Here is a 26,126-nt window from a genome sequence, read left to right as displayed (position 1 = left end):
GGCCTGCACGCGCCTTCAGCTCATCGTCAAGAAACCACCAGCGCGTAGTCCGCGTCGGTGGCCGACGTCTCCGGGTGACCGTCGGCGTTCACCTGCGTCGCCACGACCTCCACCGTCCACGTCCCCGCGGCCGGCTTCTCGAGGATGACGTTCTCCACCGTGTCGACCGTGTTCGGCGAGCCGCCCGCGGTCGAGAAGTTGCCCGCCTTCAGCCCGTTGTTGCCGTAGTAGACGGTCCCGTTCGGCGCGGTGACCTTCAGGGTCAGGTCGTTGACCCTGGCGACCGACGCGCTCGGAGAGCCCGCCGGGTCGGTGTAGGCGAGCGTCGCCTTGAACTGCTTGGTCCCGTTCACCGCGACCGTGTACTTCTTCGACTGCCCGGTGCCCAGCAGGTCGGTCTCGTTCACCAGCACCGGCAGTTTCCACCCGTTCGCCTTGGCCTGGTCGTGCAGGTACCGCACGTTCGCGGTGCCCCAGCCCTGATGTGTCCTGGTCATGTCGTGCGATGTGCCGCTGAACGCGAACTGGTCGGCCCCGTTGACCAGCAGCGCCTTCGCGGTCGCCGCGTGCGGGCGGCTCGTGAAGACGTCGCGGCCCTTGCCGGGGCCGCCGTCGAACACGCCGTCGGCCCACATCTGGAACAGCAACCCGGCGTTCCCGCAGGTGATCGGGGTCGCGCCGCTCGTGCCGCCGAACGATGTCGTGTACGAGGTGTCACTGCCCGACGACGTGGTGTCGATCCGGTCGTAGTAGTTCGACAGTTCCGGTTTGATCCGGCCGTCGGCGGCCGGGCCGATGCTGGCGCCGCCGCTCCACTTGTCGTCTGTGCGGCCCAGCGTGTTGTAGTGGTACTGCCCGCCGACCGAGAGCACGTTCTTCGACCAGGCCTGCGGCCGCGACTGCTGGGTGCCCGCGTTGCTCTGCGACTGGCAGATCAGCAGGTCGTGGTCGAAGACGATCTTGTCGAGCTCGGCGGAGACGGAGTTGTAGGCCGTGGTCAGCCCGCCGCCCCAGCTGTTGCTCTGGAACACCGCGCGGTACTTGCCCGCCGGATCGACCAGTTCCTTGGTGTGGGCGTAGCGGTCCGGCTTGTTGTAGGTGGCGAAGATCCCCTGCGCCTCGGGCAGGAGTCCCCGTTGTGGCGCGCTCACTCCCGAGGCGAAGATCTGGCCGTAGGTGGAGGTCCCGTGGCTGGTGCTGGTGGAGTTCGAGCCGTGCATCACCGTCGGCCGGGCCTTGAACTCCTGGTGGGTGACGCGCAGGCCGCCGTCCATCACCTCACCGCGCACGCCCTGGCCGCGATAGCCGCCGACGCTCTCGATGTGGTTCGCGCCCCCGCTCTCCCTGGCGTTGGCCATGTCGGTCTCGGGGGCGGTGATCGCGCCGACCGCGAGCACCTCGGCCCCCTGCGCCACGGTGGCGGCTTGGCCGGCACCGAGTTTCGCGACGATGTGCTGCCCGCTCTGCGAGATCGCCTCGATCCCGCCGCCGAGCCGCAGGATCCGCTCGGCCACCGCCCGCTGGTCCCGGGCGTCCGACTCGACCAGCGTCACCAGGTAGCCGCCCGTCGCGGCCAGTGAGATCTCCACCTTGTCGTCCGGTCGGTATTCGCCGAGCCAGCGGACGAAATTCAATTCCGCCACCGATTCGCGGTTCTCCGGCTTCAGTCGGACCACGTAGGCGAAATCGGGAATGTAGGTCCCGATCCGCACGCCGAGTGAGCGCAATTTCCCGCGCTGTGCGTCGGTCAGCGCGCTTCGGACCTGGAGCAGATATGCGCCCTTCCACTCCTGGCTCGCCGCCGTGCGCTGGGTCAGCGGGTCGAAGGTCCTGCTGGCCAGACGGATGAACTGCGGGTCTTCGGCGGCCGGGGCGGCGACGGCCGCCCCGCTCGTCAGTAGCATCGCGCCGATCATGGGCGCGAGAAAGCGGACAGACTTCGGCCGTGGCATGAAATACCTCCGGGGAGCTCTGCAGGGGAGAGGTCTTTCGAAGGTACCGGCCGAAAAGCGTGATGATCAGCCGCTGAACGGCCCAGCCGTTTCCCGGTGGTGCGGGAAATGGAGCATAAACGGTTAAAAACCGCTTCAGGAAATCTCGTCGATCGCCCCGCTGAAGCGCGTCAGCCGCTCGCGTTCCTCTTCGTCGAGCCGCCGCGTGCTGCCTTCGGGCAGGGTGCACGCGACCCAGATGGTGCGGCAGCGCGCGTAGACGGCCCGTTCGTCGCGCAGCCTGCTGTTCACCACGACGTCGCAGGTGCCGATCCGGCCGACCACGGTCTCCACCTCGACCGGGTTGTCACGGAACGTCAGCCGCCGCAGGTAGCTGACGTTGTGCTTCGCGATCAGGTACGCCGGTCCCTTGGCCTGGAAAAGGTGCTCACGCCGCGGGTCGAGCAGCGCGATCTGGGCTTCCTGGAAGTAGTCCAGCAGCCGCACGTTCCCGACGTGACCGAGACAGTCCAGGTCGGCGACACGCAGGCGATGGCGGTGGAGGTGGATCTCGGGAGCGGGACGCGCACTGGTCGTCCCCAGCGGATGTGCGTGCACGAAGTGGATCTTCAACGATCGCGCGGTGTTCCGGCCGCGCGGCGCAACGGACACCGGCCCGGTTCACTCCATCAGGGCTTCGGACAGCTCGCGGATCGCGGCGGTCTCGGCGGTGTGGATGTCCCGGATCAGGCCGCCCATCGTGCCGAAGAGTTCACGGGCTTCGACGTCGGTGAACGGTGTTTCGTCGTTGTAGTGCGCGCGCAGTTTCCACATTTCCGCACCGGCCGCCGCGGCGGCGTCCTGCCCCGCGTCGCCCTCCCGGACACCCGCCGATACCGCGCTGACCAGTCCGCGCACCCAGGCGAACTCCGCGTTCGACGCCGGGACCGCAGTCTCGGCCAGTTCGGCCCAGCGTTCGCCGATTCCGCGCCAGGTCGAGGCCTGTTCGGCCAGCGCCGGAAGTTCGAGCAGGCCGGCGGCTTCGGTGAGCGCGTCGGCGAACAGCCCGCGCAGGTGCCCGCCCTCCATCCCGGCCGGGGTGACGCTCTCCCAGACGTTGAACAGCGCCCCGACGAGCCCGCGCCGCTCGCCGAACGCGCGCGGCCAGCCCTTCGGGTCACGTTCGTCGGTCATCGCCTTCGCCCAGCGCCCCCAGGCGGGCAGCGAGAACGACTTCGACGGTGCCGAGAGACTCCGGACGCAGTCCGTCAGCCCGTCGCGCACGGCCGTCCGCCAATCGGGGACCTCACCGGGCCGGATCGTCGCGAGCAGGTTCTTGTACGAGCCGACCCGGCCGCGCGCGGCGTCGAAGGTCTTCCGGTCGACCGTCAGCGAGGCGAGGTTCCGGTCGTCGACGAGCACCCGGCCGTCTTCTTCGCCGTACGCGACGACGAAGTGGCCGCCACCGCCGGACATCTCCGGCGGCAGGTGCCAGTAACCGAGCGATTCGCGGTCGGGGAGGACGAGCACCGGCCGCCCCGCTTCGAGTTCGGTGCCGAGTCGTTTCGCGGCGGCGCGTTTACCGCCGGTGGTGTGGAGATCGACGCCGAGCCCCAGTCGGTCCACTGTGGACTTGAGCCAGTCCTGGGGGTACTGCCAGCGTGCGCGGAAACCGAATACGATCGTCGACATCTTTTCGTGCGCGAAATCCCACAGGATGTAGCCGGCCCCGATCCCGCCGGAGACGGCGAAGATCAGCGCCTCGCCGGGCGCCTTCCCGTCCGGCCCTTCGACACCGTGATGCGCCAGCACGGCGGCCACGGCCGAGACGTCCGGTTGCAGCCCGCCGCGCAATTCGTACTCGGTCACCCCACCATCATGCCCGCTTCGGCCTCAGAAGTCCCTGATCAGGGAAACCCTGCCGCGCAAGGGATCCGCGACGTACACCGTCCTGGTGCGCTGGTCGATCGCGACGGCGCCCGGGTTCACGCCGAGTGACAGGTCTCCGGTGAGCAGGCTCGTCACCCCGTCGATCCTGGCGAGGCCGTTCGGCCCTCCGTTGGAGTACACGGTGTTCGATCCTTCGTGGACCACCACCGATGAAGACTCCGAGCGCAGCAACACGGTCGCCTTCTCCTTGCGCGTGCCCGTGTCCACGATGGACAGATGATGGATCGCCGAATTCGCGACGAACACCGTCCCGGACGCGCTGTGCACGGCGACCCCGGTCGGTGACTTGCCGACCGGGATCCCGCCGGTGAACTTGCCCGCGCCGATGTCGAAGACCTCTAGAGAGTCAGTGGTCGTGCTGGTGCAGTACGCGAGCTTGCGTCCGCTGTCGACCGCCGTCGACGACAACCCCCGTGTGGGACCGGGGACGAGGTCCAGCAGGCGGCAGCCGACGCCGTCGATGACGGCCAGCGTCCCGGTGAGGGCGCTGGCCGCGTAGATGCGGTTCGCCCGCTCGTCGACGTCGACACTGGACGCGCCGGGGCCGGCGGGCACCACGCTGACGACGTCCCTGGTCCGCCCGTCCAGGACGAGGACGGTCCCGCCGGGCGGGTTCGCGACGAAGACCCGGTCGGTCGCGGTGTCCACGGCCAGCCCGGCGGGCTCGCCGCCGACCGGGATCACGTCGCCGACCGTGCCGGACCGTGAGTCGAGGACGACGACCGTGCCGGTGGACGGGTCGGAGACGTACGCGAAGCCGGTGACGGAATTCACCGCGACCGCCTCCGGGGCGCCTCCCACCTCGACGAGAAGCACTTTTTCGGCTCTGGCCGCCGGCGCGAAGGCGACCGCGGAGGCGCCGGCCGCGGCCAGGGCGAGCAGGGCTCGGCGGCTCAGTTCGGGTCCTCGCACTGGCGCCTCCCGATGATCGTTCCGGGGTTCGACGATAACCCGCGAGCCGAGCACGCGAAGGAACTTCGCGTCCCCCGATCGCGTTGTTTCCGATGAGTAACCCCCACCCCGGAGAAAGGAAGGAGCAGGACGCCGTGCACAAACACCAGAACGGGCTCAAGACCGTCGTCCTGCTCGGCCTGCTGTCCGCGCTCATCGTCGGGATCAGCGGTTTCTTCGGGCGGGGCGCGCTGGTCATCGGGCTGGTGGTGGCGCTCGGGGTCAACGCGTACGCCTACTTCAACTCCGGCAAGCTGGCGTTGCGGGCCATGCGCGCCCGGCCGATTTCGGAGGCCGAGCAGCCGGCGATGTACCGGATCGTGCGGGAGCTGGCGACCACCGCGCGGCAGCCGATGCCGCGGCTCTACGTCAGCCCCACCCAGGCCCCGAACGCCTTCGCCACCGGCCGCAGCCCCCGGCACGCGGCGGTGTGCTGCACCACCGGCATCCTCGGCCTGCTCGACGAACGCGAACTGCGGGCGGTGCTCGGGCACGAGCTGTCCCACGTCTACAACCGCGACATCCTGATCTCGTGTGTCGCGGGCGCGCTGGCGAGCGTGATCAGCGTGATCGCCAACATCGCGATGTTCACCAGCCTCTTCGGCGGCAGCAACCGCGAGGACGGCGACAGCCCGCTGGTCGGGCTGCTCCTGGTCTTGATCGGGCCGATCGCGGCCGCCGTGGTGAAGCTCGGGGTGAGCCGTTCGCGCGAGTTCCAGGCCGACGCGTCGGGCGCGGAACTCACCGGAGACCCGCTCGGGCTCGCGTCGGCTCTGCGGAAGCTCGACCAGGGGACGCGCACGGCGCCGCTCGTGCCGGAACCGAAGCTGGTCTCGCAGTCGCACCTGATGATCGCGAACCCGTTCCGGCCGGGCGAAGGCCTCACGAAGCTCTTCTCGACCCACCCGCCCATGGCCGAACGCATCCGGCGCCTGGAAGAAATGGCGCGCCACCCCCACTGACCAGCCGGATCGCGATTAGCCCGCGAAACGCAGGTCGCCTCCGGATCGCGATTAGGGGGCTAAACGCAGGTCGGCCGCCGGTGTCTCACCTCGTGGGAGCGGGAAGCGGGGCATCTGCGCGCGAGTTCCCCGGGCATGGGTTCGGCACAGCAGTTGCACCTCGGGGTCGCGCTCGACGGGGCGGGCACCATCCGGCCGCCTGGCGGGTCTCCGACGTCCGGCCGACCGCGTTGTTCACCGCAGCCCACTACCTCGCCCACGCGAAGCTCGCCGAAGCGGCTTCGCTCGACTTCGTCACCCTCGACGACAACCTCGCGCTCCAACCCGGAGGCGAGGAGGTCGTCCGAGGCCGGCTCGACGCGCTACTGGCCTTCGCCGCGATAGCCCCGATGACCAGCGGAATCGGCCTCGTCCCGACGGTCACCACCACCCACACCGAGCCGTTCCACATCTCGACGGCCGTCGCGCGCCGGCAGTTCGTCGGCACCGCCCGGCAGGTCGCGGAGTCGATCGACGAGTACGTCCAGAGCGACGCCGCCGACGGCTTCGTGCGTTCGTCGACGACGTCGTCCCGCAGTTGCAGGAACGGGGTGTCTTCCGGACCGACTACACCGGCGACACCCTGCGCGAGCACCTGTTCAGCCGGTGGCACCCTGGGTGCGCGCGACGTTCATCAGATATTCGCCGTAGCCGGACTTCGCCAGCTTCGCGCCGAGCGCGTAGCACTGTTCCGCGTCGATGAAGCCCATCCGCAGCGCGACTTCCTCGAGACACGCGATCCGGACACCCGTCCGGTGTTCGAGGACCTGCACGAACTGGCCGGCCTCCAGCAGTGAGTCGTGCGTGCCGGTGTCGAGCCAGGCGAACCCGCGGCCGAGGTCGATCAGGGTCGCGCGGTCCTGCCGCAGGTAGGTGAGGTTGACATCCGTGATCTCCAGTTCCCCGCGCGGCGAGGGCTTGAGGTCACGGGCGATCTCGACGACCTGGTTGTCGTAGAAGTACAGGCCGGTGATGGCCTTGTTCGACTTCGGCTTCTCGGGTTTCTCCTCGATGGAGAGGAGCTTGCCGTCGGCGTCGATCTCGCCGACGCCGTACCGCTGCGGGTCCTTGACCGGGTAGCCGAACAGCACGCAGCCGTCGAGCGCGGTCGCCGCGGCCTGCAGCCTGCTGGAGAACCCCTGGCCGTAGAAGATGTTGTCACCGAGCACGAGCGCGACGTCGTCGTCGCCGATGAAGTCCGCGCCGATGACGAAAGCCTCGGCCAGCCCGTTCGGCGCGGCCTGCTCGGCATAGCTGAAACTGAGCCCGAACTGGCTGCCGTCGCCGAGCAGCCGCCGGAAATGCGGCAGGTCGACCGGCGTCGAGATGATCAGGATCTCGCGGATCCCGGCGAACATCAGCACCGAGATCGGGTAGTAGATCATCGGTTTGTCGTAGACCGGTAGCAGCTGTTTCGATATCGCCTGGGTGATGGGATGCAGACGCGTCCCACTGCCGCCCGCCAGCACGATGCCCTTCATGCGATGCCCCCGCTTCGTAGCCGATCGCTCGGGAACTCACACTACCGGGTGGCTCAGAAAGCCGGGCCCTTCGCGAAGTACGCCTTGCAGCCGAGGTTGTACTCGGTGGAGATCTGCAACACGTTCTTGCCCCCGTCGACCGGCAGCAGCGTCGAGCTGTAGTTGGGGCAGAAGTTGTCGTGGATCCCGACGATGTGCACCGGGGCCGGAAGTTCGTACCAGTGTCCGGCGCCGAAGTTGTCGTTGGCCAGCAGCACCCTGCCGTTCTTGTCCTGCGGGACCCCGGCGGCGTTGGTGTAGATCTGCCCGACCATCACCAGCCGCACCCCGTTCGGGCCGCCCGGGAACAGCGTGATCGTCTGGGCGTGCTGGAAGTAGTTGCCGTTCGCGGTGGTGACGCGGGTACCGGGGTCGCGGGGATCGCCCCAGTTGGCGCCGTCGGAGGAGATCTTGAAGTACGGGTCGCAGAAGCGGTCGCGGTAGTTGCAGATCTCGTAGGCCAGGTAGTACCGGCCGTCGGGCAGGCGGCGGATGATCGGCATCCCCGGCCGCACCCGATGGGGCGGGATGGCCATCGTGCGCTGCTTGGTGCCCCAGTTCACCCCGTCGGTGGAGGCGACCCGGTTCATCACCTGCGCGAACTGCGGCGCCTCGGTCTCGTCGGCGTAGTGCAGCCAGAGCGTGCCGCCCGCGTCGACGACGAACTCCGGCTCCCAGATGCCGTCGTGATTGTGCGAACGGGCCGCCTCGGACAGGAAGCCCCACGTGCGGCCGGCGTCGCGGCTGGACCAGATCCTGATGCCGATCCGCCGCTGCGGACCGGCGTCCTGCCGGTAGCTCGCGGCCCACAGCAGGGTGCCCGCGCGGAGCCTGCCGACCCGTTGCGGCAGTTCGTACAACGTCCCGCAGCACATGCCGCGGCGGCCGTCGCGATCGCGGATCTCACCGATCTTGTGGAAGCTCTGGCCCTCGTCGGTGCTCTCCATGATCGGGGTGAACTTGCCGCTCGCGTCCTCGCTGGTCAGCGACGCGAGGATGCGGCCGCGGCCGATCGCCGAATGCTCCAGGCGGATGAGCCGCGGGTACGAGCCGTAGCCGGGTACGAGCTGCTGGCGCTCGGCGGCCTGCGCGGAGGTGAACAGGGACGCGATCACCGTGAGTGACAGCGCGAAGGCGAGTGCAGAGCTGAAACGGCGCTTCATGGTGACCTTCCTCGAACGCGATCGCCGGATTACAACACGGGCTTTTGTCCCTTTCGGACTCCCGCGAAGGCGACGCGGCGGAAACCCACGTCCGAGTGGCGTGAATCGCTCGGCCGAGTGGTCCGGTAACGCTGGGCTATCGGCAGGCGAAGATCCGTTGACGGGTTCGACCAGGGGGAAATTCGTGATCATGCGCTTGTGCGCGGCCGTGCTGCTGACCGTGGGCCTGGTGGCCTGCTCACCGCCGAACCTGGGCCGCGTCGTCCCGCAGGCCGCCGCCCCGGAAGGGCTGAGCGCACCTTCGCCGACCCCCACGACCACCCCGAAACCCGGCCCGCAGCCGGAGGAGAAGCACTCGGGGAAGGGGAACGCGTCGGTCCCCATGGCTTGGCCGCCGCGCCTCGGCTTCGTGACCTTCGACTGCCCGAAGTGTTCCGGCCACGTCGCGGTCAACACCGAGAACGAGCTGATCGTCAACGACATCGGCCCGTACAAGGGCACGCAGTGGATCAACGACATGCCCGGCCGTCAGGCGAAGACGTTCACCATCAAGGCCAACGCCGCCTGGACGCTGACCATCACCGACGAAAGCGGCCTGCCCGTCCTGGAGCCGGGCAAGCCCCTGTCGGGCAAGAGCGAAGCGGTGTTCGCCGTGCCCGACGCCATCACGTCGGTCGCCGTCACGACCAAGAACAGCGGCCGCACCGCGGTGTGGGTGCACAGCGGCGACTACTCGGAACTTCCCGTGAACCAGCTCGGCGACTACAAGGGCAGCGTGCCCGTGGCCGGCCCGGCATTCGTGTCGATGGAAGGCGACGGGACCTGGACGGTCACCGCGTCCTAGACATGACGAAGGCCACCTTCCGCGGAAGGTGGCCTTGTCGTCGCCGCGCTCAGCGGTAGTTCGTGAACTGCAGCGCGATCTCGAAGTCCTTGCCCTTCAGCAAGGCGATCACCTCCTGCAGCTGGTCCTTCTTCTTGCCGGACACCCGCAGCTGGTCGCCCTGGATCTGCGCCTGGACCCCCTTGGGGCCCTCGTCGCGGATGAACTTGGCGATCTGCTTCGCCTTGTCCGACGCGATCCCCTGCAGGATCTTGCCGCCGATCTTGTAGATCTTGCCGGACAGCGCCGGCTCGCCCGCCTCGAAGGCCTTCAGGGAGATGCCGCGCTTGATCAGCTTCTCCTTGAACACCTCGACCGCCGCCAGCGCCCGCTCCTCGGTCTCGGACTCGATCGCGATCGCCTCCTCGCCGGACCAGTCGATCTTGGTCCCGGTACCCCGGAAGTCGAACCGTGTACCGAGTTCCTTGCTGGCCTGGTTCAGGGCGTTGTCCACCTCCTGGCGATCGACCTTGCTCACCACGTCGAAAGAGGGATCCGCCACGTGTTCTCACACCTCGTACTCGCTTGTCAGGAGCTTCCACCCTAGCCCTGCGGAACCCGGTTGACCGGCCCGCCACGGCATTGGGTATTCTTTCGTCTCGGCCGGGGACACCCGGTCACGGCGAGTTGCCCGAGCGGCCAAAGGGATCTGACTGTAAATCAGACGGCACTGCCTTCGGGGGTTCGAATCCCTCACTCGCCACACCGGAGCGGCCTCGTGACCCAGTCACGAGGCCGCTCCTTTGTGTTGCGCATAGCACCTTTAGTTAGTGGTTAGTAACCAGTAACTTAGGGCCTATGGCACGGATGAGCGGACCCGAACGACGTGCCCAGGTGCTGGCCATCGCCGCGGAGGAGTTCGCGGAACACGGGCTGCACGGGGCATCGACGGAAGCGATCGCGAAGACGGCGGGGATCACGCAGGCCTACGTCTTCCGGATGTTCGGGACGAAGAAGGCCCTGTTCCTGGAGCTGGTCCAGGCCGCTTTCGAGCGGCTCAGTGACGCGATGCGAGACGCGGGCGAAAGGGAGACCGGGCTGAAGGCGCTCTCGGCGATGGGTGCGCAGTACTTCGACCTCCTGGCCGACCGGACCGGGTTGTTGTTGCAGCTCCAGGGCTTCGCCGCGTGCGGCGACCCGGAGGTGCGGGACGTGGTGCGGTCGTGTTTCGCACGGATGTGGGATACCGCCGAGAACGGCACCGGGCTCGACCCGGTGACCGTGAAGACGTTCCTCGCTTTCGGAATGCTGCTGAACGCCGGCGCCGCGATGGACGTCGAGCAGGTCGACGCGGTCTGGGCCGAGGGGGTTCGCACCCGGATCCAGCCGGGCCTGTTCACGCACGTCACCACCGAGACGAACCGATGAGTGCCCCCGTCCGGCGGGACGGACGGCTGAGCGCCGCACTGGTGTGCACGGCGTTGGCGGGCGCCGTGATCGGCAGCGTCGGCGCGCCGCTGATCACCCCGGTCGCCACCGGGATGCACGTATCCCTCGACGCGGCGCAGTGGACGTTGACGGTGACGTTGTTCAGCGGCGCGATCGCGGGTCCGGTCCTGGGCAGGCTCGGCGGCGGCCCGTACCGCCGCACCACGATCCTGGTCACCCTGGCCCTGGTCATGGCCGGCGGGTTGCTCACGGTGCTCCCGCTTCCGTACGCGGCGTTGGTGATCGGACGCGGCCTGCAGGGGCTCGGGGTCGCGGCCGGGGCGCTGTTGATGAGCGTCGCCCGCGCGCATCTGCCGCCCGAGCGCTCGACCTCGACGATCGCCGCGCTGTCGGTCGCGTCGACCGTCGGCATCGGGGTCGGCTATCCGGTGGTCAGCCTCCTCGATCAGCTCGCGGGCCTGCGCGTCGCGTACGGATTCGGATTCCTCCTCTCGGCCGTCGCGTTCCTCATCGCCTGGCGGATGCTGCCTGTCGAGGCACCTGGCGAGCCGCCCCGGATCGATGTCCCCGGCACGCTGCTCCTCGCTCTCGGCACACTCGGCGTCCTCCTGCTCGTCGCCGTGCCCTCGCTGTGGGCGACCGTGTGGGCCGCCGGTGGTCTCCTCGCCGGTACCGCCGCGGTCCTGGCCGTGTGGGCGTTCATCGAACTGCGCACGACCGAGCCGTTGGTGGATCTTCGGCTGCTCGGCCAAGGCCCCGTTCTCCGCGCGAACCTGGCGATTCTCGTCGCCGGGGCGGGTTTGTACCTGCTGTTCAGTCTCTTCACCCGCTACGTGCAGACACCTGCGGACGCCCAGTACGGATTCGCGCTCCCCGGTGTCGCCGCGGGCGCGGCGCTGATCCCGTTCTCGCTGCTCGGATTCGTTGCGGGAAAAGCGATTCCGCACGTCAACGAGCGGTGGACGTACCTGGTCTCGACCATGATCGCGGTGGCCAGTGCGCTGTTGTTCGCCGTCGGCAGTCAGTCGTTCGTTCTCGTCCTCGCCGCGATCGCCCTGCTCGGGTTCGCCGTCGGCGGCATCTTCGCGGTGATGCCCAAACTCGTGCTCGTCGGTGTGCCGCAAGGGGAAACAGCCAGCGTGCTCTCGATCAACCAGATCGCCCGCAGCATCGGGATGGCCGTGGGCAGCGCTCTCGCCGGTCTGCTGCTCGCCGCCGCCACTCCGGACGGCGCACTGCTCCCCACCCGGGACGGCTACCTCACGACAGCGCTGTGGGCTCTGCCGCTGCTCGCCGCCAGCGCGGTCATCGTCTTCACGGACGCACGCGCTCCCACACGGACACGTGCTTGGTGCTCTCGGAGGTGAGGTCCGAACGGTCCCAGTCCGCCCAGCGGTACTTCAGGCGCATCCCGGCGATGCGGGCCATGAGATCCATTTCAGCGGGCCACGCGTACCGGAAGGGGATGCGGCGGAATCGTCCCTCTCCCTCCGGCGACACCGTGACGTGGTTCGAAGTGAACTCCTGCCTCACGACGTCGTACTGATCGAACCCCACGTAGCCGGGCGCCATCGCGAACGGGACGATGTCCTGCCCGGGCGGCAAGCGGCGTAGATCCGGCAGGCCGACCTCGACGAGGAACAGCCCGCCCGGCCGCAGATGCGCGGCCGCGTTGCGGAAGACGTCGACCTGACCGTCCTGGGTGGTCACGTTGCTGATCGTGTTGTACACCAGGTAGACCAGCGAAAATTCGCCCGCCATCCGGGTTTTCGTCATATCGCCGATCGTGACCTCGACCGCGTCGCCGCCCGGCTTGCCCGCGATCCGGTCCGCCATCGCCCGGCTCAGTTCGAGGCCGTTCACCGGTACGCCGCGCGCCGCCAGCGGGATCGCGATCCGTCCGGTTCCGACGGCGAACTCGAGCACCGGACCGTCGGCCAGGTTCTCGAGGACGTCCACCGCGGGCGTCACCACTTCGGGCGCGTTCGCGCCGCCCGGCGCGTCATAGCCCGCGGCCACACTCTCGGGAAACCAGCCGTCCGCCGGGTCGTCTCCCGTATCCGTCTCACTGATCACGGTCGCCGACGCTACGCCCGCGACCGTGGGGTGTTCATCCCGTTTTCGGTGGCGTCAGCGCGACGCGGCCCGATAACGCAGCAGCACGATCCCCGACGCGAACGGCCGCTCCTCCGCCAGGCGAAGCTTCGGAACGCCGGTAGCGCCTTCGAACAGCCTGCGGCCTTCGCCGGCCACGACGGGATAGACGAACAGTCGGTACTCGTCGACGAGGCCCTCGGCGATGAGCGCCCGCACCAGCGAGATGCTGCCGGTCGTCACGATGTCCCTGCCTTCGGCGGCCTTCAGATTCTCGATCTCGGAACGCAGCTCACCGGAGAGCACTGTCGTGTTCTGCCACTCCGGCTCCGTCAGCGTGCTCGAGACCACGTACTTGTCCACTGAGTCGAGATAGGCCGAAATTCCCGTCGTGTCGTCGGTTTGCTTCGGCCAGTACCCGCGCATGTCTTCGAAGGTGACGCGTCCGAGGAGGAACGCGTCGGCGTTCTCACGTTGTTCTTCGAGGACGGCCAGGACGTCCGACCGGTCCACGTCCGGATCCGTGTCGCCCGGACTGAACCAGTCGCCCGCCAGCTCTATCACGCCGTCGATCGTGCAGTTCTCGGTGACGATCAGCTCCCGCATGGAACAGACCGTACCGCCGCCCTCCGACAAGAATGGACCGATGACCGAGCCGCCGGCCCATGGATCCGTCATCCTCCGCGAGTTCACCGAAGCCGACGTCGGGCTCGCCCTCGAATTCGGCGAAGATCCCTACATCCCGCTCATCGGCAGCCTTCCCGCGCATCCAAGCCGGCAGGAAGCCGAAGCGTGGGTGCGACGGCAGCAAGGCGGCCGAGCCGAAGGCCGCGGCCTTCCCTTCGTGATCGTCGCGGGCGGAACCGCGGTCGGCACGATCGCCCTCTGGCTGCGAAAGCTGTCCGAAGGCGTCGGGATCGTGGGCTATTCGATCTCGCCCGAGCATCGGCGACGCGGTTTCGCGACCGACGCCCTCGTGGCGATCACCGGGTTCGCCCGGACCGTGCCCGGCGTCGAGCGGGTCGAGCTGTACATCGAGCCGTGGAACCGCGGCTCCCTCCGCGCGGCCGAGAAGGCGGGCTACCGGTGCGAAGGACTGCTGCCCGATCATCACGAGATCGGCGGCGTCCCGAAGGACATGCTCGTCTACGCCTCGCCGTGAACCGCGCGCCTCGACGGGTACCACGTCTCGCCCGCGGGTTCCCCCGCCATGTTCCAGCTCCACGACACCTTCGGCGTCACGCGCGAGTAGATGCCAGGGCCGACCGCTCCCACGCGTTCGATCGGGTCGTCGGCCTCGCCGTAGATCCGGATACCGCGGGCGATGAACGGGTCGAAGGAGGCCGTGTCGTCGACGACCAGGGCGACTTTGCGCCGCCCCGCACGGATGTTGCGGAACTTCCGGGTCGCGAGGACCGACGCGCCCACTCCGCCGACCCGGAAACAAGTGCCGTCGAACTCGAACGCCAGCGGCACGACATCAGGCTGTTCGCCGTCCTCCGAGAGGGTCGCGAAGCGGGCCAAAGGCTGCGAACGCAGGTATGCGATCTCCTCGTCTGTAAAGGTCATGGCGTCATCATCCCGCTCAAGCCGTGAGAATCCGGGCGCGGTCGAGGACCAGCATGTCGGTGACGAAGCAGGCCGGCCTGCCGTCGGCCGCCCGGCCGATCCAGGTCGGATAACTGCCGTCGCCCCAGCCGGTGGTGAACGCGATGATGTTGCCGTCGGCTCCGTCCGGGGTGACGTCGACATACGGGTCCACCTCCTCGAACTTCTCCAGGAGGTCGTCGTCCATCTCCGCGGGGACGGCGGCCGCGTCGGCGAAGCAGCCCGTGCCGCTGTCCACGCCGTAGCCGTAGAACTCCCCGTCCCCGAGGAAAAGCGCGTTCTGTCCGGGCCAGAGCGCGGTTTCCCAGGTGACGACGGGAACATCGGCGACGACGAGTTTGGCGGCCGCGACCCGTTCGTGGGTGGGTTCGTCGACGAACCGGATCACGGAGACTGCGACCTGGTACTCACCGGGAGGCACGGTGACCGTGAAGTGCTCCGCGTTCGCGTCCAGGAACGCCGGGTCCGCCGCGACGAGCCTGCCGCTGGGCATGCGGAGCTTCCCGGCGTCCCGGAGCTCGACCTCGACGAGGCCATGGTCGCCGCTCATCGAGAAGCGCGTGCCCGCGGTGAACATCTCGTCCATGCCGGAAGGGCGCAGCGGAACGGACGGCCGCCAGGGACGTTCGTCGACGGGCAGCGGCGGATCGGTGTCGGGAGCGTCGGGGGTCCGGAGGGTCAGCGGCCCCGAGTTCGCGAGAGGCTCCCAGTCACCGAAGGCGGGCTTCGGTGTGGTCAGTTCCGACACCTGCTTGCTCACCTGACCGCTGCTGGAGCCGCCGCCGTAACCCTGGGGCGCCTGGTGCATCCAGCCCTTGCCGTCCGGGCCGAAGGACATCTCCAGATGGCCGGCGCTCTTCTTGTCGAACTCTTCCTGGTCTTCGAACCGGTAGGTCCACTGCTCGACCTTCATGAGGAACAGCGCGCCGTCCTCCAGCACTCGGAACTCGAAGAAACCCCGGCGCCTGCCCAGCTCATCGAACAGCACCGTGCGGGCGAAGGAGTGCTTCCACGCGATTTCGAGCAGCACCAGCGGCACCTCGGTGCCCGGGCGCACCAAGGCGACGGCGTATTGCTCCCCGGCGGCGTCGCGTCCGCGTGCGGTGCCGGATGAGAGCCTCCCGATCACCGCGCGGGCGGCCGGATCCCAGCCTTCGCAATAGACGACGTCCAGCAAGGTCCCCTCAGACATGGAGCGGAACCTAGCGGTAACCCCCGACAAAACCCAGGGCTATTCACGGATCGCGTAGTCGCCGAACGCCGGTTCCAGCAACTCGAAAGCCCGCTGTGTCGCCTTCGTCAGCGCTTCGGCGATCTCGTCGTTGCTCTCGCCCGCGTGCGAGCGCCGGAGGACCTCGCGGAAGAGGACGCGGTCGATCGCGTTGAGCTCGGCGGCCGCCATGACCGGGGTGACGTCGTCCGCGTTCGCTCCGGTCTCGCTCGCGAGCAGTTCGGCGAGCGCAGCTTCCCGCAGTTCGTGCAGTTCACGCAGCCGGGCGGTCAGAGTCGGGCTCTCCAGCACCATTTTGGCGAAGACCGGCCCGGTGAAGCCGATCACCGGCGAGTGCTCGGCCACCGCGTCCAGGAAGGTGCGTCGTAGCGCGGCCAACGCCGACTCACCCGGCTTCCGGTCCCGGACGGCGTTCGCCAGCCCGTTCGTGAACTCCTCGTGCTGGTCGAGCGCCAGGTCCTCCTTGCGCGCGAAGTAGTTCGTGACGGTCTTCTTCGCGACTCTCGCCGCCGCTGCGATCTCGGCGATCGTCGTCTCCTCGAAGCCCTTCTCGATGAAGAGCAGCGTCGCCTGATCGGAGATCAGCTGCCGTGTCTCCTGCTTCTTGAGCTCCCGCAAACCCACATCCGTGCTGGTCATGAGCGAAGTTTACCACCGTAGTAAAAATATCCTTGACTTACCGTGCGTCGGATGTAAACTTACGTCCGTACTACCGAACAGTGAGAGAAGAGGCTCCTTGACCGCTCGAATCCCCCAAGGCAACGAAGGCACCAACCGCGCCCAGGTTCGCCGGAGCGACCGCCGTCACCAGCAGCCGTTCCCGGGCCGCTCGATGCCGGTGCGCCGCTCGATCGGCGTCCCGCGACGCCGGTCGTACTGACCGGCCCGCTTCTCCGAAACCCACCGCCGACCCGAAGGGGATAGCCCATGAACGTCCTTGCCTCCACCGTCTCGCTGACCGTCGACGATGTCGCCGCTTCCAGCCGCTTCTTCACCGAGCACTTCGGCTTCACCGAGCAGATGGCCGCGGAGGGTTTCGTCTCCCTCGGGCATGAAACCGCGAAGGTGGCCATCGTCCTGCTTCAGGCGGGGATCGAGGTCCTGCCGGAGAACCTGCGGCAGCAGCGCGCGTCCGGGGTGATCGTGGCCTTCACGGTCGAGAACCTCGAAGCCGAGGAGAAGCGCCTGCGCGACGAAGGTGTCGAGATCACATTGCCGCTGCGGGAAGAGCCGTGGGGGGAGCGCCTCCTCATGGTCACCGACCCGAACGGCGTGCCTGTGGAACTCGTGGAATGGGCGCAGCAGTAAGGAATGCCCGTCTCTCGGTGAGACGCAGCGGGGCTTGGTCCACAGTGGACCGAGCCCCGCTTTCCGTGCCCGGCCTACTTCATCGTCGCGAGCTGGATCAGGTTGCCGCAGGTGTCGTCGAAGACGGCGGTGACCACCGGCCCCATGTCGACAGCGTCCTGCGTGAACTGGACCCCCAGGCCTTTGAGCCGGTCGACCTCGGCGTACACGTCGTCGACGGCGAACTGGGTGAACGGGATGCCGTCGTCGGTCAGTGCCTTCTTGAACGGCTTCGCCGCGGGGTGGCCATCCGGTTCCAGCAGCAGCTCGACACCGTCGGGATTGGCGGGGGAGACCACGGTGAGCCAGCGGGCGTCGCCGGTGGGCACGTCGTGTTTCTTGATGAAACCCAGCTTTTCGGTGTAGAACTCCAGCGCCTTGGCCTGGTCGTCGACGAAGACGCTGGTGATGTTGATCCGGATCACGGGTTCGGTTCCTCTCGGTCGATGGGCCACCGCTCGACGATCGATCGCAACGGGCTCGTGTCGATGTGGTGGAACTTGTAGCGGCCCTGTCGCCGGGTGTGCACCAGGCCCGCCTGTTCGAGCATCGCGAGATGTTGCGAGATGGCCTGCCGTGACGAGGTCAGGCCGTGTTTCATGGTCAGCCTGCCGCAGATCTCGAACAGTGTCTGACCGTCCTTTTCGGTCAGCTCGTCCAGGATGGTGCGTCGCGTCGCGTCACCGATCGCCTTGAACAGGTCGACGTCCACGACCCTGTTATAGGCAAGTCGTCACTTGCCTGTCAACTCGGGCTCAGGAACCGAGGTACCGCAGGATCGCGAGGACACGGCGGCTGTACCCGGCGGTGCTGGCCAGGCCGAGCTTGTCGAAGATGGCGTTCACATGCTTCTCGACGGCGCTCAGTGACACGAACAGTGACTCGGCGATCCCGGCGTTCGTGTGGCCCTGCGCCATTTTCTCCAGCACGTCACGCTCGCGGACGGTCAGTTTCCCGAGCGGATCGGTGTGCGTGGTCCGCGCGAGCAGCCGCCGGACGACCTCCGGATCGAACGCGGCCCCGCCCGCGGCGACGCGGTCGAGCGCGTCCAGGAATTCGCCCACTTGGGCGACCCGGTCCTTCAGGAGATAGCCGACGCGTTCGCCGTCGCCGGTGATCAACTCGGCGGCGTAGCGCTTCTCGACGTACTGCGAGAGCACCAGCACTCCGATCTCCGGCCAGCGCTTCCGGATCTCGAGCGCCGCGCGAAGCCCCTCGTCGGTATGGGTCGGCGGCATGCGGACGTCGGTGACGATCACGTCCGGCCGATAGGCGGCCGTCGTCGAGAGGAGCGCGTCACCATCGCCGACCGACGCGACGACTTCGTGCCCCTCCTCGACCAGCAGCCGGACCAGCCCCTCGCGCAGCAGGGTCGAGTCCTCGGCGAGGATCACGCGCACGGCAGCACCGCCGTCACCACGGTCGGGCCGCCGGGTGGACTGTCCACAATGAACTGCCCGTCCGCGGCGGCGACGCGCCGTGCGAGGCCGGAGAGACCGCCGCCGGACTCCCGCGCCCCGCCCGTGCCGTCATCGGTGATCCGCACCCGCACCCTGTCCCCGTCCCGCTCGGCCTCGATGTCGATCCGCGTCGCCGCGGCGTGCTTGATCGTATTGGTGACCGCTTCGGACGCGACGAAGTAGACGACGGTCTCGATGGCCGCCGGTGGCCGTTCCGGCAGGTCGACCCGGAGGTGGACCGGTACCCCCGAGCGTTCCGCGAGCGCTTCCAGCGCGGGGTGCAGCCCGTCCGCGTCCAGCGCGATCGGGTACACCCGCCATGAGACCTCGCGCAAGTCGACGAGGGCGCGCTGGGACTCCTCGTGCGCCTGCCGCAGCAGATCCGACGCGCGCTTCGGGTCGGTGGCCCGCCGTGCCCGGCCGAGCAGCATCCCGAGCGCGACGAGCCGCTGCTGGACGCCGTCGTGCAGGTCCCGTTCGATCCGGCGGCGCTCGCCGTTGACCGCTTCGACCACCTCGGCCCGGCTGGTCGCGAGTTCGGAGACCCGGCGGCGCAGCTGTTCCTTCTTGCTGGGCCCGAAAAAGTACCTCGCCAGCTTGCCGTCCAGCGTCGCGGCCCCGATGAGCCCTTGCAAGGAAAGGAAAACGAGCAGCGCGCCGAAGAGCAGGGTGGTGACCGGGTCGTACCAATCGGCCGGGGCGTCGCCGCCGGGCGACCTGCCGTCGAGGAGCTGATACCCGATGATCAGGCCGGATCCGGCACCCAGCAGGATCAGGCCGAAGATCCCGGCGCTGAGCAACCCGATGACGCACCGCGGGACCAGGTAGGCCATCGCGCGGCGTCCGGAGTAATCCGTCGCGTTCTCCTCGCCGAAGTACTTCTCCAGCCGTTGTCGCTCCATTTCGGACAGTGTGCGGGCGCCGGAGAAGACGGGCCGCCGCAACGCGGGGACCGCGAGCGCGATGCCGCCGAAAAGCACGTAGAAGAACTCCGCGACCCCGGTCGTGGCGCCGATCGCCAGGCCCAGCGTGCCGCGGAGCATCTTGCGCAGGTAGCGGCGCATCGCTGCCGGAACAGGCATAGCGCCAGGTTAGCGGGGTATCCGAAGGTCGGTATTGAGGTTTTCCGCAGTGATCTGTGCCGCTTCACCCCAGGGTGCGGAACCCGCGTGATTCGTACGTTCGTTGGCAACTGCAGACGACCACGAAAGGCCGCCATGAACCTCCTGCTCGCCCAAACCGCCAGCGAACCGATGGGAGGACTCGCCGGCTGGGCGGTGTCACTGATGGACGCGCTGGGCGGTCCGGGCGCCGCGATCATCGTCGGCCTGGACAACCTGTTCCCGCCGATCCCCAGCGAACTGGTGCTCCCGCTCGCCGGGTTCTCCGCCAGCCAGGGCACGTTCACCCTCGTGGAAGCGCTGGTGTGGACGACCTTCGGCTCGGTCGCGGGCGCGATCATCGTGTACTACCTCGGCCTCCTGCTCGGCCGAGACCGCACGCGCCGCTGGATGGCGAAGATCCCGCTGGTCAAGACGTCCGACTTCGACAAGACCGAGGCCTGGTTCCAGAAACACGGCACCAAGGCGGTGTTCTTCGGCAGGATGGTGCCGATCTTCCGCAGCCTCATCTCGCTGCCCGCCGGGATCGAGCGCATGTCGTTCTGGCGGTTCCTGGCCCTGACCACGCTGGGCAGCCTGATCTGGAACACGGTGTTCGTGCTGGCGGGCTACGGCCTCGGGGAGAGCTGGCACGTGGTCGAGGAGTACGCCGGGTTCTTCCAGTACTTCGTGATCGCCGCCGTCGGGCTCGCGCTGACCCTCTTCGTGGTGAACCGCCTGCGTGAGAAGAACCGCACCAACGCCTGAGCCGGTGCGGCGTCCCGGTGAACAGCGTGTTGAGCAGGCCGGACACCAGACCGGACAGGATGATGCCGACGACCANGGCGCCCGGCCGGGCGCCCCGCACGCGGTGTCAGAGCCTGTTGGCGGAGTCAGGATGGACTCGGAAAGGGACACAACGCGTGAACCCGCCCGGCCGAAGGCCCCGCTATCGCGGTGGCAGGGCGCCCTTGCCTGTCAACGAGAGAGGGGTTGATCAGGTCGTGCCCTGCCGACGTCGATCGCGGTGCGGGTTCACCAACAGGCACTCAGGAACGGAAGGGGCCGGTCACCTCGTAGGTGATCCCGCCGGAGGACGAACCGGAGGTACCGCGTTGCGACGAGAAATACAGCCGGTTGCCCGCCGGGGTGAACGCGGGACCGCAGATCTCCGACGAGCTCTGGCCGTTGATCCGCAGGAACGGCGCCACGATGTCGTTCGGCGTGATGATGCAGATCTCCATGTTGCCGCCGTCTTCGGCGACGTACAGGTCACCCGAAGAGGTCCCCGTGACGTTGTCGACGCCGGTCAGCGGGGCCGAGCCGGGGCTGACCAGCGAGTCGTCGTAGGCCAGCTCGTAAGTGTTGTTGGTCAGGTTGAGCTGCCAAACGCGGTTGTCGCCCTTGGTGGTGAACCACGCGGTGTCGTTGGCGTAGTGCAGGCCTTCGCCGCCGGAGAACCGCTTCGCACCGGACACCTGGTTGCGGGTGGCGGTGGGAGAGCCGTCGGGGTCGGGCACGTTCGCCCAGGTGAAGCTGCCCGAGGTCGCCGTGCCCGCCTTCAGCACCTGCAGCGTTCCGGCGGAGAGGTTGCCCCAGGTCGTCGGGACGAAGCGGTAAAAGCAGCCGTCCGAGGTGTCCTCGGTCAGGTAGACGACCTTGCGCACCGGGTCGGCCGCCGCGGCCTCGTGCTTGAACTTCCCCATCGCGGGCCGCTGGACGGCGGCCGTGGCCGGACCGTTCGGCTGGCACTCGTAGACGAACCCGAGGTCGATCTCCTCACAGGAAAGCCAGGTGTTCCAAGGAGTCTTGCCGCCCGCGCAGTTCTGGCGCGTATTCGCCAGGATGCGATGGGCACCGGTGATGTTCCCGCTCGCGTCGAATTTGACCGCGCTCGCCCCGCCGCCGGGCGTGATCTCCGAATTCGACACGTAGATCCAGCCGCTGCCGTCGGCGAACACCGCGCCGCCGTCCGGGGCGCTGTGCCAGGTGTACCCGGTGTTCGCGACCTTCTGGCCGGACCTCGCGATGACGCGGCTGGTGAATCCCGCCGGCAGCTGGATCCCGTTCGCGTCGGCCGCCTGGAGCGCGCCGTACGGGCTGGGTCCGTTCTGGGCAGGCGCGGCGAGGGCCGCCCCCGAGAGCCTGTTTCCGAACGCCGTGACACCGGCGCCGACCACGGCCGCGCGCAGGAAATTCCGTCGCTTCACTCATGCCTCCGAGACATCCGCTGATGTGGTGGTGCGGGAAGGAGCGGGTCGGAGAGTACGGGCGGAACGGGACTTCCAGGTGAATTCGCGGCATATTCACCGCGAGAAGGGAACTTTCGTAGGGAACCCTCGCTCAGCACAATTTCCCGGGCTTTGCGGAGTCCCGGCGCGTCGGCCCCGCCGCGCTGTTCCGCGACGGCCAAAGCGAGCAGTATCCGATCGATCGGTGCGCATCCGCCATTGCGGTGGTGACGACGTCCGATCAGGTGACGCCAGTCGGCGAGATACTCGTCGATTCCCGGCTCTCCGGGCAGTGCCCGGAGCAGTGCGCGCAACAGCACCCTCATCTGGTTTTCGTTGCCGGGCAAGGTGTTCCGGGCCAGCGTGTCGGCCAAGGTGCTGCGGGACCAGCCGGTCGCGGCGGCCAGCGCGCGGATGCTGAGGCCGCTTCGGTCGCGAAGTTCACGCAGTCGCGCCATGAACTCCGATTCGGTGTTCATCGGTGTGCCCTGGCGGGCACGGGGTGACGGAGAACGGCGCCGAACAGGGCGATGGCGATGCCCGCGGCGATCGAGGCACTGGTGCCGGCGAAGGTCAGTGCCGCGGTGAAACCGGTGAGAATGCTCAGACAGACGATCTGACCGGCCGAAACGCACCTGCGCCTCGGCCGCAACGGGGAAAGAATTCCTTGACTCATGACCTTGCCCTCTCAAGGTTCACGCACCCCGGCTGGGTGGCACGCAATACACGTTATCAAAACGTGATAGGGAGTTTAAGGTGAGGCAATGTCCGGGTTCGTCCGGATCTCGGAAAGCCGAAAGCCCCGGATCCTTGGGAGATCCGGGGCTTCGGCCTCGCGCTGTTACGCCGCTTGGGCGACCGGAGCCGTCGCCGGGGCCAGCGCGATGTCCAGCACGTCGCGGACGTTCGCCACGGCGTGGACGTCCAGCTGTGCCAGCACTTCGGCCGGGACATCGTCCAGATCGGGTTCGTTGCGCTGCGGGATGATCACCGTCTTCATTCCCGCCCGGTGCGCGGCCAGCAGCTTCTGCTTGACCCCGCCGATCGGCAGCACGCGCCCGGTCAGCGACACCTCACCGGTCATCGCGACGTCCGACTTCACGACCCGGCCCGAAAGCAGGGACGCCAGCGCGGTCGTCATCGTGATGCCGGCGCTCGGCCCGTCCTTGGGCACCGCGCCCGCGGGGACGTGCACGTGGATGCCGCGGTCCTTCAGGTCGCCGACCGGCAGTTCCAGCTCGGCGCCGCGCGAGCGCAGGTACGACAACGCGATCTGCACCGACTCCTTCATCACGTCACCCAGCTGACCGGTCAGCGACAGCCCGGTCGAGCCCGACTCCGGATCCGCCAGCGACGCCTCGATGTAGAGGACGTCACCGCCGGCGCCGGTCACGGCCAGCCCGGTCGCCACGCCCGGGGTCGACGTTCGCTGTGTCGACGCGGGCAGCGAGGACTCCGGCAGGTGCCGAGGACGGCCGAGGTAGGTCTCGAGCCCGTCGGCGTCGATCGTCAGCGGCAACTCGACCTCGTCGAGGGCGACCTTGGTCGCCACCTTCCGCAGCACCTTCGCGATGGTCCGGTTCGCGTTGCGCACCCCGGCTTCCCGCGTGTACTCGGCGGCGATGCGGCTGAACGCGCCGTCGGTCAGCGTGACGTCGTCCTTGCCGAGGCCGGCGCGCTCCAGCTCGCGGGGGAGCAGGTGGTCGCGGGCGATGGTCACCTTCTCGTGCTCGGTGTAGCCGTCGAGGGTGACCAGCTCCATCCGGTCCAGCAGCGGGCCGGGGATGGTCTCGAGCGCGTTCGCCGTCGCCAGGAACACGACGTCGGACAGGTCGAGCTCGACCTCGAGGTAGTGGTCGCGGAAGGTGTGGTTCTGCTCCGGGTCCAGCACCTCCAGCAACGCGGCCGTCGGGTCGCCGCGGTAGTCGGCGCCGACCTTGTCGATCTCGTCGAGCAGCACGACCGGGTTCATCGAGCCCGCTTCCTTGATGGCGCGGACGATCCGGCCGGGCAGCGCGCCGACGTAGGTGCGGCGGTGACCGCGGATCTCGGCCTCGTCGCGGATGCCGCCGAGCGCCACGCGGACGAACTTGCGGCCCATCGCCTTCGCCACGGACTCGCCGAGCGACGTCTTGCCGACCCCGGGAGGGCCGGCGAGCGCCAGCACTGCGCCCGAACGTCGTCCGCCGACCGGGCCGAGCCCCGATTCCGCGCGACGCTTGCGCACGGCCAGGTACTCGATGATGCGTTCCTTCACGTCGTCGAGACCGGCGTGGTCGGCGTCGAGGATGTCGCGCGCCGCGGCGATGTCGTGGACGTCGGTGGTGCGCTCGTTCCACGGCAGTTCGAGGACGGTGTCCAGCCACGTGCGGATCCAGCCGCCCTCGGGGGACTGGTCGGAGGTCCGCTCCAGTTTGTCCACTTCGGACAGTGCGGCCTTCTTGACCGCGTCCGGCAGCTCGGCGGCCTCGACGCGGGCGCGGTAGTCGTCGTCGTTGGCGGTGCCGTCGAGCTCGCCCAGTTCCTTGCGGATCGCTTCGAGCTGGCGGCGCAGCAGGAACTCCTTCTGCTGCTTCTCCATGCCCTCCTGGACGTCCTTGCGGATGGTGTCGGTCACCTCGAGCTCGGCCAGCTGCTCGCGGCTCCATTCGAGGGCCTTCTCCAGCCGCGTGGAGACATCGAGCATGGTCAGCAGTTCGAGCTTCTGCTCGGTCTTGAGGTAGGACGAGTTGCCTGCCAGGTCGGCGACCGCGGACGGGTCTTCGACCTCCTGGACGGCGTCGATCATCTGCCAGCCGCCGCGCTGCTGGAGGATCGCGATGACGACGGACTTGTACTCGGACGCGAGTTTCGCGGCGTTGTCGTCGGTGGTCTCGGTGGCGACCTCGGCGTGCACCCAGCGGGCGGCGCCGGGCCCGTCGGCGATGCGGCCGACGACGGCGCGGCGGGTGCCGCGCAGCAACACCGCGGTCTTGCCGCCGGGCACGCGCCCGATGCGCTCGACGGTCGCGATGGTGCCGAGTTCGGCGTACTCGCCGTGGACGCGGGGGACGATCAGCACTTCGGCCTTCGTGGCGGCGCTGGACCGGATCCCCGGGAAAGAAGCCTGGGCAGGCGTGTTGGCCTGGGCGGACTCCACCGCGGCGCGCGTCTCCGTGTCGGCGAGGTCGAGCGGGACGATCATGCCCGGCAGCACGACGTCGTCATCGAGCGGGAGGACGGGCAGGAGGCGGTTGTCGGTCATCTGTGCACTCCTCGGTTAGTTGAGTCTGCCTAGCTCAACTCTCCGATCGACCCGTTTGTTTCCTTTCCGCGTTCGCCGTCAGCGATCACCTATTTCTCCGACCTCTAAAGCCCAACGCGTCGCGTTTAGCGGGCTAAACGCGACGCGTTGGGGCCAGAGGTCGGATGTCAGGGGTGGGCGGCGACCCCGCACCAGGCGAACGGCCGGGCGCCTTCTTCGTCCCGCCGCAGCTCCCGCACCGGCCGCCAGTCGGGCAGGTGGACGACGCCGGGCTCCAGCAACGGCCAATCCCCGAAGAGCGGCTCGATCTCTTCGCGATCCCGCATCCACACCGGGTTGCTCGTCTTCCGGTACTGCTCGACCATCCAGTGGAGACCGTCGGCTTCCTTGCCCGTCTGGCCGCCGAAGCTCATATGCGACAACCCCAGCCAGCTGCCCGGCGCCAGCGCGTTCCGGTAGGTCGCGACCAGCGCGGGCGGATCGTCGTGCGGCCCGGCGAAATGCAGGACGGCCATCATCATCAGGCACACCGGCTGGTCGAAATCGATCAGCCGCAGCGTCTCCGGATGCCGTAGGACGTCCTTCGGTCGCCGCATGTCCGCCTGGACGATCCCGGCCCAGTCGGTCGCCTCGTGCCGTTCGAGGATCAGCTCCGCGTGCGCCACCGCCACCGGCTCGTAGTCGACGTACACGACCTTCGCCGTATCGCCCGGCTCCAGTTCCTCCTGGACGATCTCGTGCACGTTCCCGGCGGTCGGGACACCGGAGCCCAGATCGATGAACTGCCGGATCCCGGCGTTCAGCGCCGCGCGCACGACCCGGTTCATGAACTCGCGGTTGTGCCGCGCGCCCGGTTTGACCCACCGCCACTGCTTTTCCAGCGCGCGGGCGAACTCGCGGTCGACCGCCCAGTTGTGGGTGCCGCCGAGGAACCAGTCGTAGATCCTCGCCGCGGACGGCTTTTCGGTGTCGACCCCGGTCGGAGCCACCGGGGCCGCGTCATCGTCCCTCTTCACGAAATGA

Annotated in this window: 29 protein-coding genes, 1 tRNA gene and 1 pseudogene; 10 read left to right on the top strand and 21 right to left on the bottom strand. The window is 68.3% G+C overall.

All coding sequences use genetic code 11. The features are described from left to right. Positions 1 to 26 precede the first annotated feature (26 nt). From LCL61_RS41855 to LCL61_RS41840, 4 genes are all read right to left on the bottom strand, one after another. The gene (locus tag LCL61_RS41855) at positions 27 to 1,904 is read right to left on the bottom strand and encodes a S8 family serine peptidase (RefSeq protein ID WP_340684811.1); all 1,878 of its coding nucleotides are present in this window, start codon (positions 1,902 to 1,904) and stop codon (positions 27 to 29) included. Positions 1,905 to 2,087: 183 nt separating this feature from the next. Beyond that, positions 2,088 to 2,603 (bottom strand): acyl-CoA thioesterase, encoded by a 516-nt coding sequence (locus tag LCL61_RS41850; protein ID WP_340684810.1) that lies wholly within the window; start codon positions 2,601 to 2,603, stop codon positions 2,088 to 2,090. A 9-nt stretch (positions 2,604 to 2,612) separates the two neighbouring features. Then, entirely contained in the window at positions 2,613 to 3,800 is a 1,188-nt protein-coding gene (locus LCL61_RS41845) for a BtrH N-terminal domain-containing protein (RefSeq protein ID WP_340684809.1), read from the bottom strand. Between the two features lie 24 nt (positions 3,801 to 3,824). Then, the gene (locus tag LCL61_RS41840) at positions 3,825 to 4,793 is read right to left on the bottom strand and encodes a YncE family protein (RefSeq protein WP_340684808.1); all 969 of its coding nucleotides are present in this window, start codon (positions 4,791 to 4,793) and stop codon (positions 3,825 to 3,827) included. Between the two features lie 134 nt (positions 4,794 to 4,927). Between LCL61_RS41840 and htpX the strand changes: the two genes are divergently transcribed. Together htpX and LCL61_RS41830 are read left to right on the top strand one after the other, a co-directional pair. Then, complete coding sequence (gene htpX / locus LCL61_RS41835; protein WP_340684807.1) at positions 4,928 to 5,794, top strand: zinc metalloprotease HtpX; 867 nt, start codon at positions 4,928 to 4,930, stop codon at positions 5,792 to 5,794. A gap of 464 nt (positions 5,795 to 6,258) precedes the next feature. Then, positions 6,259 to 6,536: pseudogene (locus tag LCL61_RS41830) on the top strand (hypothetical protein); the annotation flags it as partial. Here LCL61_RS41830 and rfbA read toward each other — a convergent pair. Then, the gene (rfbA, locus tag LCL61_RS41825; RefSeq protein WP_340684806.1) at positions 6,433 to 7,314 is read right to left on the bottom strand and encodes a glucose-1-phosphate thymidylyltransferase RfbA; all 882 of its coding nucleotides are present in this window, start codon (positions 7,312 to 7,314) and stop codon (positions 6,433 to 6,435) included. The pseudogene LCL61_RS41830 and the gene rfbA sit on opposite strands and share 104 nt — an antisense overlap. Before the next feature lie 53 nt (positions 7,315 to 7,367). Then, complete coding sequence (locus LCL61_RS41820; protein ID WP_340684805.1) at positions 7,368 to 8,516, bottom strand: sialidase family protein; 1,149 nt, start codon at positions 8,514 to 8,516, stop codon at positions 7,368 to 7,370. Between the two features lie 190 nt (positions 8,517 to 8,706). Between LCL61_RS41820 and LCL61_RS41815 the strand changes: the two genes are divergently transcribed. Then, positions 8,707 to 9,360 (top strand): hypothetical protein, encoded by a 654-nt coding sequence (locus tag LCL61_RS41815; RefSeq protein ID WP_340688813.1) that lies wholly within the window; start codon positions 8,707 to 8,709, stop codon positions 9,358 to 9,360. A gap of 49 nt (positions 9,361 to 9,409) precedes the next feature. On the opposite strand, the gene LCL61_RS41810 is transcribed toward LCL61_RS41815, so the two are convergent. After that, positions 9,410 to 9,901, bottom strand: coding sequence for a YajQ family cyclic di-GMP-binding protein (locus LCL61_RS41810; RefSeq protein ID WP_340684804.1), 492 nt, complete (start codon positions 9,899 to 9,901; stop codon positions 9,410 to 9,412). A 119-nt stretch (positions 9,902 to 10,020) separates the two neighbouring features. On the opposite strand from LCL61_RS41810, the gene LCL61_RS41805 reads away from it, so the two are divergent. The 3 genes from LCL61_RS41805 (at position 10,021) to LCL61_RS41795 (ending at position 12,155) form a co-directional block, all read left to right on the top strand. Next, positions 10,021 to 10,102: transfer RNA gene (locus LCL61_RS41805), tRNA-Tyr, on the top strand. A 95-nt stretch (positions 10,103 to 10,197) separates the two neighbouring features. Continuing rightward, a complete protein-coding gene (locus tag LCL61_RS41800) occupies positions 10,198 to 10,767 on the top strand; it encodes a TetR/AcrR family transcriptional regulator (RefSeq protein WP_340684803.1) in 570 nt (189 codons plus the stop codon). Next, the gene (locus LCL61_RS41795; RefSeq protein ID WP_340684802.1) at positions 10,764 to 12,155 is read left to right on the top strand and encodes an MFS transporter; all 1,392 of its coding nucleotides are present in this window, start codon (positions 10,764 to 10,766) and stop codon (positions 12,153 to 12,155) included. The genes LCL61_RS41800 and LCL61_RS41795 overlap by 4 nt, the downstream gene beginning before the upstream one ends. On the opposite strand, the gene LCL61_RS41790 is transcribed toward LCL61_RS41795, so the two are convergent. Continuing rightward, on the bottom strand, positions 12,103 to 12,864 hold the full coding sequence (locus LCL61_RS41790) for a class I SAM-dependent methyltransferase (RefSeq protein WP_340684801.1): 762 nt from the start codon (positions 12,862 to 12,864) through the stop codon (positions 12,103 to 12,105). The genes LCL61_RS41795 and LCL61_RS41790 overlap by 53 nt on opposite strands. 54 nt (positions 12,865 to 12,918) lie before the next feature. Next, positions 12,919 to 13,488 carry a dihydrofolate reductase family protein gene (locus LCL61_RS41785; RefSeq protein ID WP_340684800.1) on the bottom strand — a complete coding sequence of 190 codons (570 nt, stop codon included), beginning with the start codon at positions 13,486 to 13,488 and terminating at the stop codon, positions 12,919 to 12,921. A gap of 40 nt (positions 13,489 to 13,528) precedes the next feature. Here LCL61_RS41785 and LCL61_RS41780 point away from each other — a divergent pair, with 40 nt between their 5' ends. After that, on the top strand, positions 13,529 to 14,044 hold the full coding sequence (locus LCL61_RS41780; protein WP_340684799.1) for a GNAT family N-acetyltransferase: 516 nt from the start codon (positions 13,529 to 13,531) through the stop codon (positions 14,042 to 14,044). Here the strand turns inward: LCL61_RS41780 and LCL61_RS41775 are convergent. Genes LCL61_RS41775 through LCL61_RS41765 form a run of 3 tightly spaced genes read right to left on the bottom strand, consistent with a single transcriptional unit; the run spans position 14,029 to position 16,360 of the window. Continuing rightward, positions 14,029 to 14,451 carry a PPOX class F420-dependent oxidoreductase gene (locus LCL61_RS41775; protein WP_340684798.1) on the bottom strand — a complete coding sequence of 141 codons (423 nt, stop codon included), beginning with the start codon at positions 14,449 to 14,451 and terminating at the stop codon, positions 14,029 to 14,031. The genes LCL61_RS41780 and LCL61_RS41775 overlap by 16 nt on opposite strands. A gap of 16 nt (positions 14,452 to 14,467) precedes the next feature. Next, on the bottom strand, positions 14,468 to 15,682 hold the full coding sequence (locus LCL61_RS41770; RefSeq protein ID WP_340684797.1) for a DUF4241 domain-containing protein: 1,215 nt from the start codon (positions 15,680 to 15,682) through the stop codon (positions 14,468 to 14,470). Positions 15,683 to 15,721: 39 nt separating this feature from the next. After that, positions 15,722 to 16,360, bottom strand: coding sequence for a TetR/AcrR family transcriptional regulator (locus LCL61_RS41765; RefSeq protein WP_340684796.1), 639 nt, complete (start codon positions 16,358 to 16,360; stop codon positions 15,722 to 15,724). Positions 16,361 to 16,457: 97 nt separating this feature from the next. Here LCL61_RS41765 and LCL61_RS41760 point away from each other — a divergent pair, with 97 nt between their 5' ends. Both LCL61_RS41760 and LCL61_RS41755 read left to right on the top strand, forming a co-directional pair. After that, positions 16,458 to 16,601, top strand: a complete 144-nt coding sequence (locus tag LCL61_RS41760; RefSeq protein ID WP_340684795.1) for a hypothetical protein — start codon at positions 16,458 to 16,460, stop codon at positions 16,599 to 16,601. A 47-nt stretch (positions 16,602 to 16,648) separates the two neighbouring features. Beyond that, positions 16,649 to 17,029 (top strand): VOC family protein, encoded by a 381-nt coding sequence (locus LCL61_RS41755; RefSeq protein WP_340684794.1) that lies wholly within the window; start codon positions 16,649 to 16,651, stop codon positions 17,027 to 17,029. A 74-nt stretch (positions 17,030 to 17,103) separates the two neighbouring features. Here the strand turns inward: LCL61_RS41755 and LCL61_RS41750 are convergent, their stop codons facing one another. Genes LCL61_RS41750 through LCL61_RS41735 form a run of 4 tightly spaced genes read right to left on the bottom strand, consistent with a single transcriptional unit; the run spans position 17,104 to position 19,610 of the window. Next, a complete protein-coding gene (locus tag LCL61_RS41750; protein WP_340684793.1) occupies positions 17,104 to 17,493 on the bottom strand; it encodes a VOC family protein in 390 nt (129 codons plus the stop codon). Continuing rightward, a complete protein-coding gene (locus LCL61_RS41745) occupies positions 17,490 to 17,780 on the bottom strand; it encodes a metalloregulator ArsR/SmtB family transcription factor (RefSeq protein WP_340684792.1) in 291 nt (96 codons plus the stop codon). The genes LCL61_RS41750 and LCL61_RS41745 overlap by 4 nt, the downstream gene beginning before the upstream one ends. A 43-nt stretch (positions 17,781 to 17,823) precedes the next feature. Then, positions 17,824 to 18,468 (bottom strand): response regulator transcription factor, encoded by a 645-nt coding sequence (locus tag LCL61_RS41740; protein WP_340684791.1) that lies wholly within the window; start codon positions 18,466 to 18,468, stop codon positions 17,824 to 17,826. Continuing rightward, complete coding sequence (locus LCL61_RS41735; RefSeq protein ID WP_340684790.1) at positions 18,459 to 19,610, bottom strand: sensor histidine kinase; 1,152 nt, start codon at positions 19,608 to 19,610, stop codon at positions 18,459 to 18,461. The genes LCL61_RS41740 and LCL61_RS41735 overlap by 10 nt, the downstream gene beginning before the upstream one ends. Positions 19,611 to 19,745: 135 nt before the next feature. Between LCL61_RS41735 and LCL61_RS41730 the strand changes: the two genes are divergently transcribed. Further along, positions 19,746 to 20,396 (top strand): DedA family protein, encoded by a 651-nt coding sequence (locus LCL61_RS41730; protein WP_340684789.1) that lies wholly within the window; start codon positions 19,746 to 19,748, stop codon positions 20,394 to 20,396. Between the two features lie 281 nt (positions 20,397 to 20,677). Here the strand turns inward: LCL61_RS41730 and LCL61_RS41725 are convergent, their stop codons facing one another. The 5 genes from LCL61_RS41725 to LCL61_RS41705 form a co-directional block, all read right to left on the bottom strand. After that, on the bottom strand, positions 20,678 to 21,838 hold the full coding sequence (locus LCL61_RS41725) for an alkaline phosphatase PhoX (protein WP_340684788.1): 1,161 nt from the start codon (positions 21,836 to 21,838) through the stop codon (positions 20,678 to 20,680). Further along, on the bottom strand, positions 21,835 to 22,338 hold the full coding sequence (locus tag LCL61_RS41720; protein ID WP_340684787.1) for a helix-turn-helix transcriptional regulator: 504 nt from the start codon (positions 22,336 to 22,338) through the stop codon (positions 21,835 to 21,837). Before LCL61_RS41720 ends, LCL61_RS41725 begins: the two co-directional genes overlap by 4 nt. Beyond that, on the bottom strand, positions 22,335 to 22,535 hold the full coding sequence (locus LCL61_RS41715; protein WP_126733312.1) for a hypothetical protein: 201 nt from the start codon (positions 22,533 to 22,535) through the stop codon (positions 22,335 to 22,337). Before LCL61_RS41715 ends, LCL61_RS41720 begins: the two co-directional genes overlap by 4 nt. 165 nt (positions 22,536 to 22,700) lie before the next feature. Beyond that, the gene (gene lon / locus LCL61_RS41710) at positions 22,701 to 25,103 is read right to left on the bottom strand and encodes an endopeptidase La (protein WP_340684786.1); all 2,403 of its coding nucleotides are present in this window, start codon (positions 25,101 to 25,103) and stop codon (positions 22,701 to 22,703) included. A 167-nt stretch (positions 25,104 to 25,270) separates the two neighbouring features. Then, positions 25,271 to 26,119 (bottom strand): SAM-dependent methyltransferase, encoded by an 849-nt coding sequence (locus LCL61_RS41705; RefSeq protein ID WP_340684785.1) that lies wholly within the window; start codon positions 26,117 to 26,119, stop codon positions 25,271 to 25,273. Between the last annotated feature and the right edge of the window lie 7 nt (positions 26,120 to 26,126).

It is taken from the genome of Amycolatopsis coloradensis (genome assembly GCF_037997115.1).
Lineage (GTDB): Bacteria > Actinomycetota > Actinomycetes > Mycobacteriales > Pseudonocardiaceae > Amycolatopsis > Amycolatopsis coloradensis_A.
The sequence above is the reverse complement of the archived record's forward strand: the minus strand, read 5'-3'. Positions and strand labels throughout refer to the sequence as shown.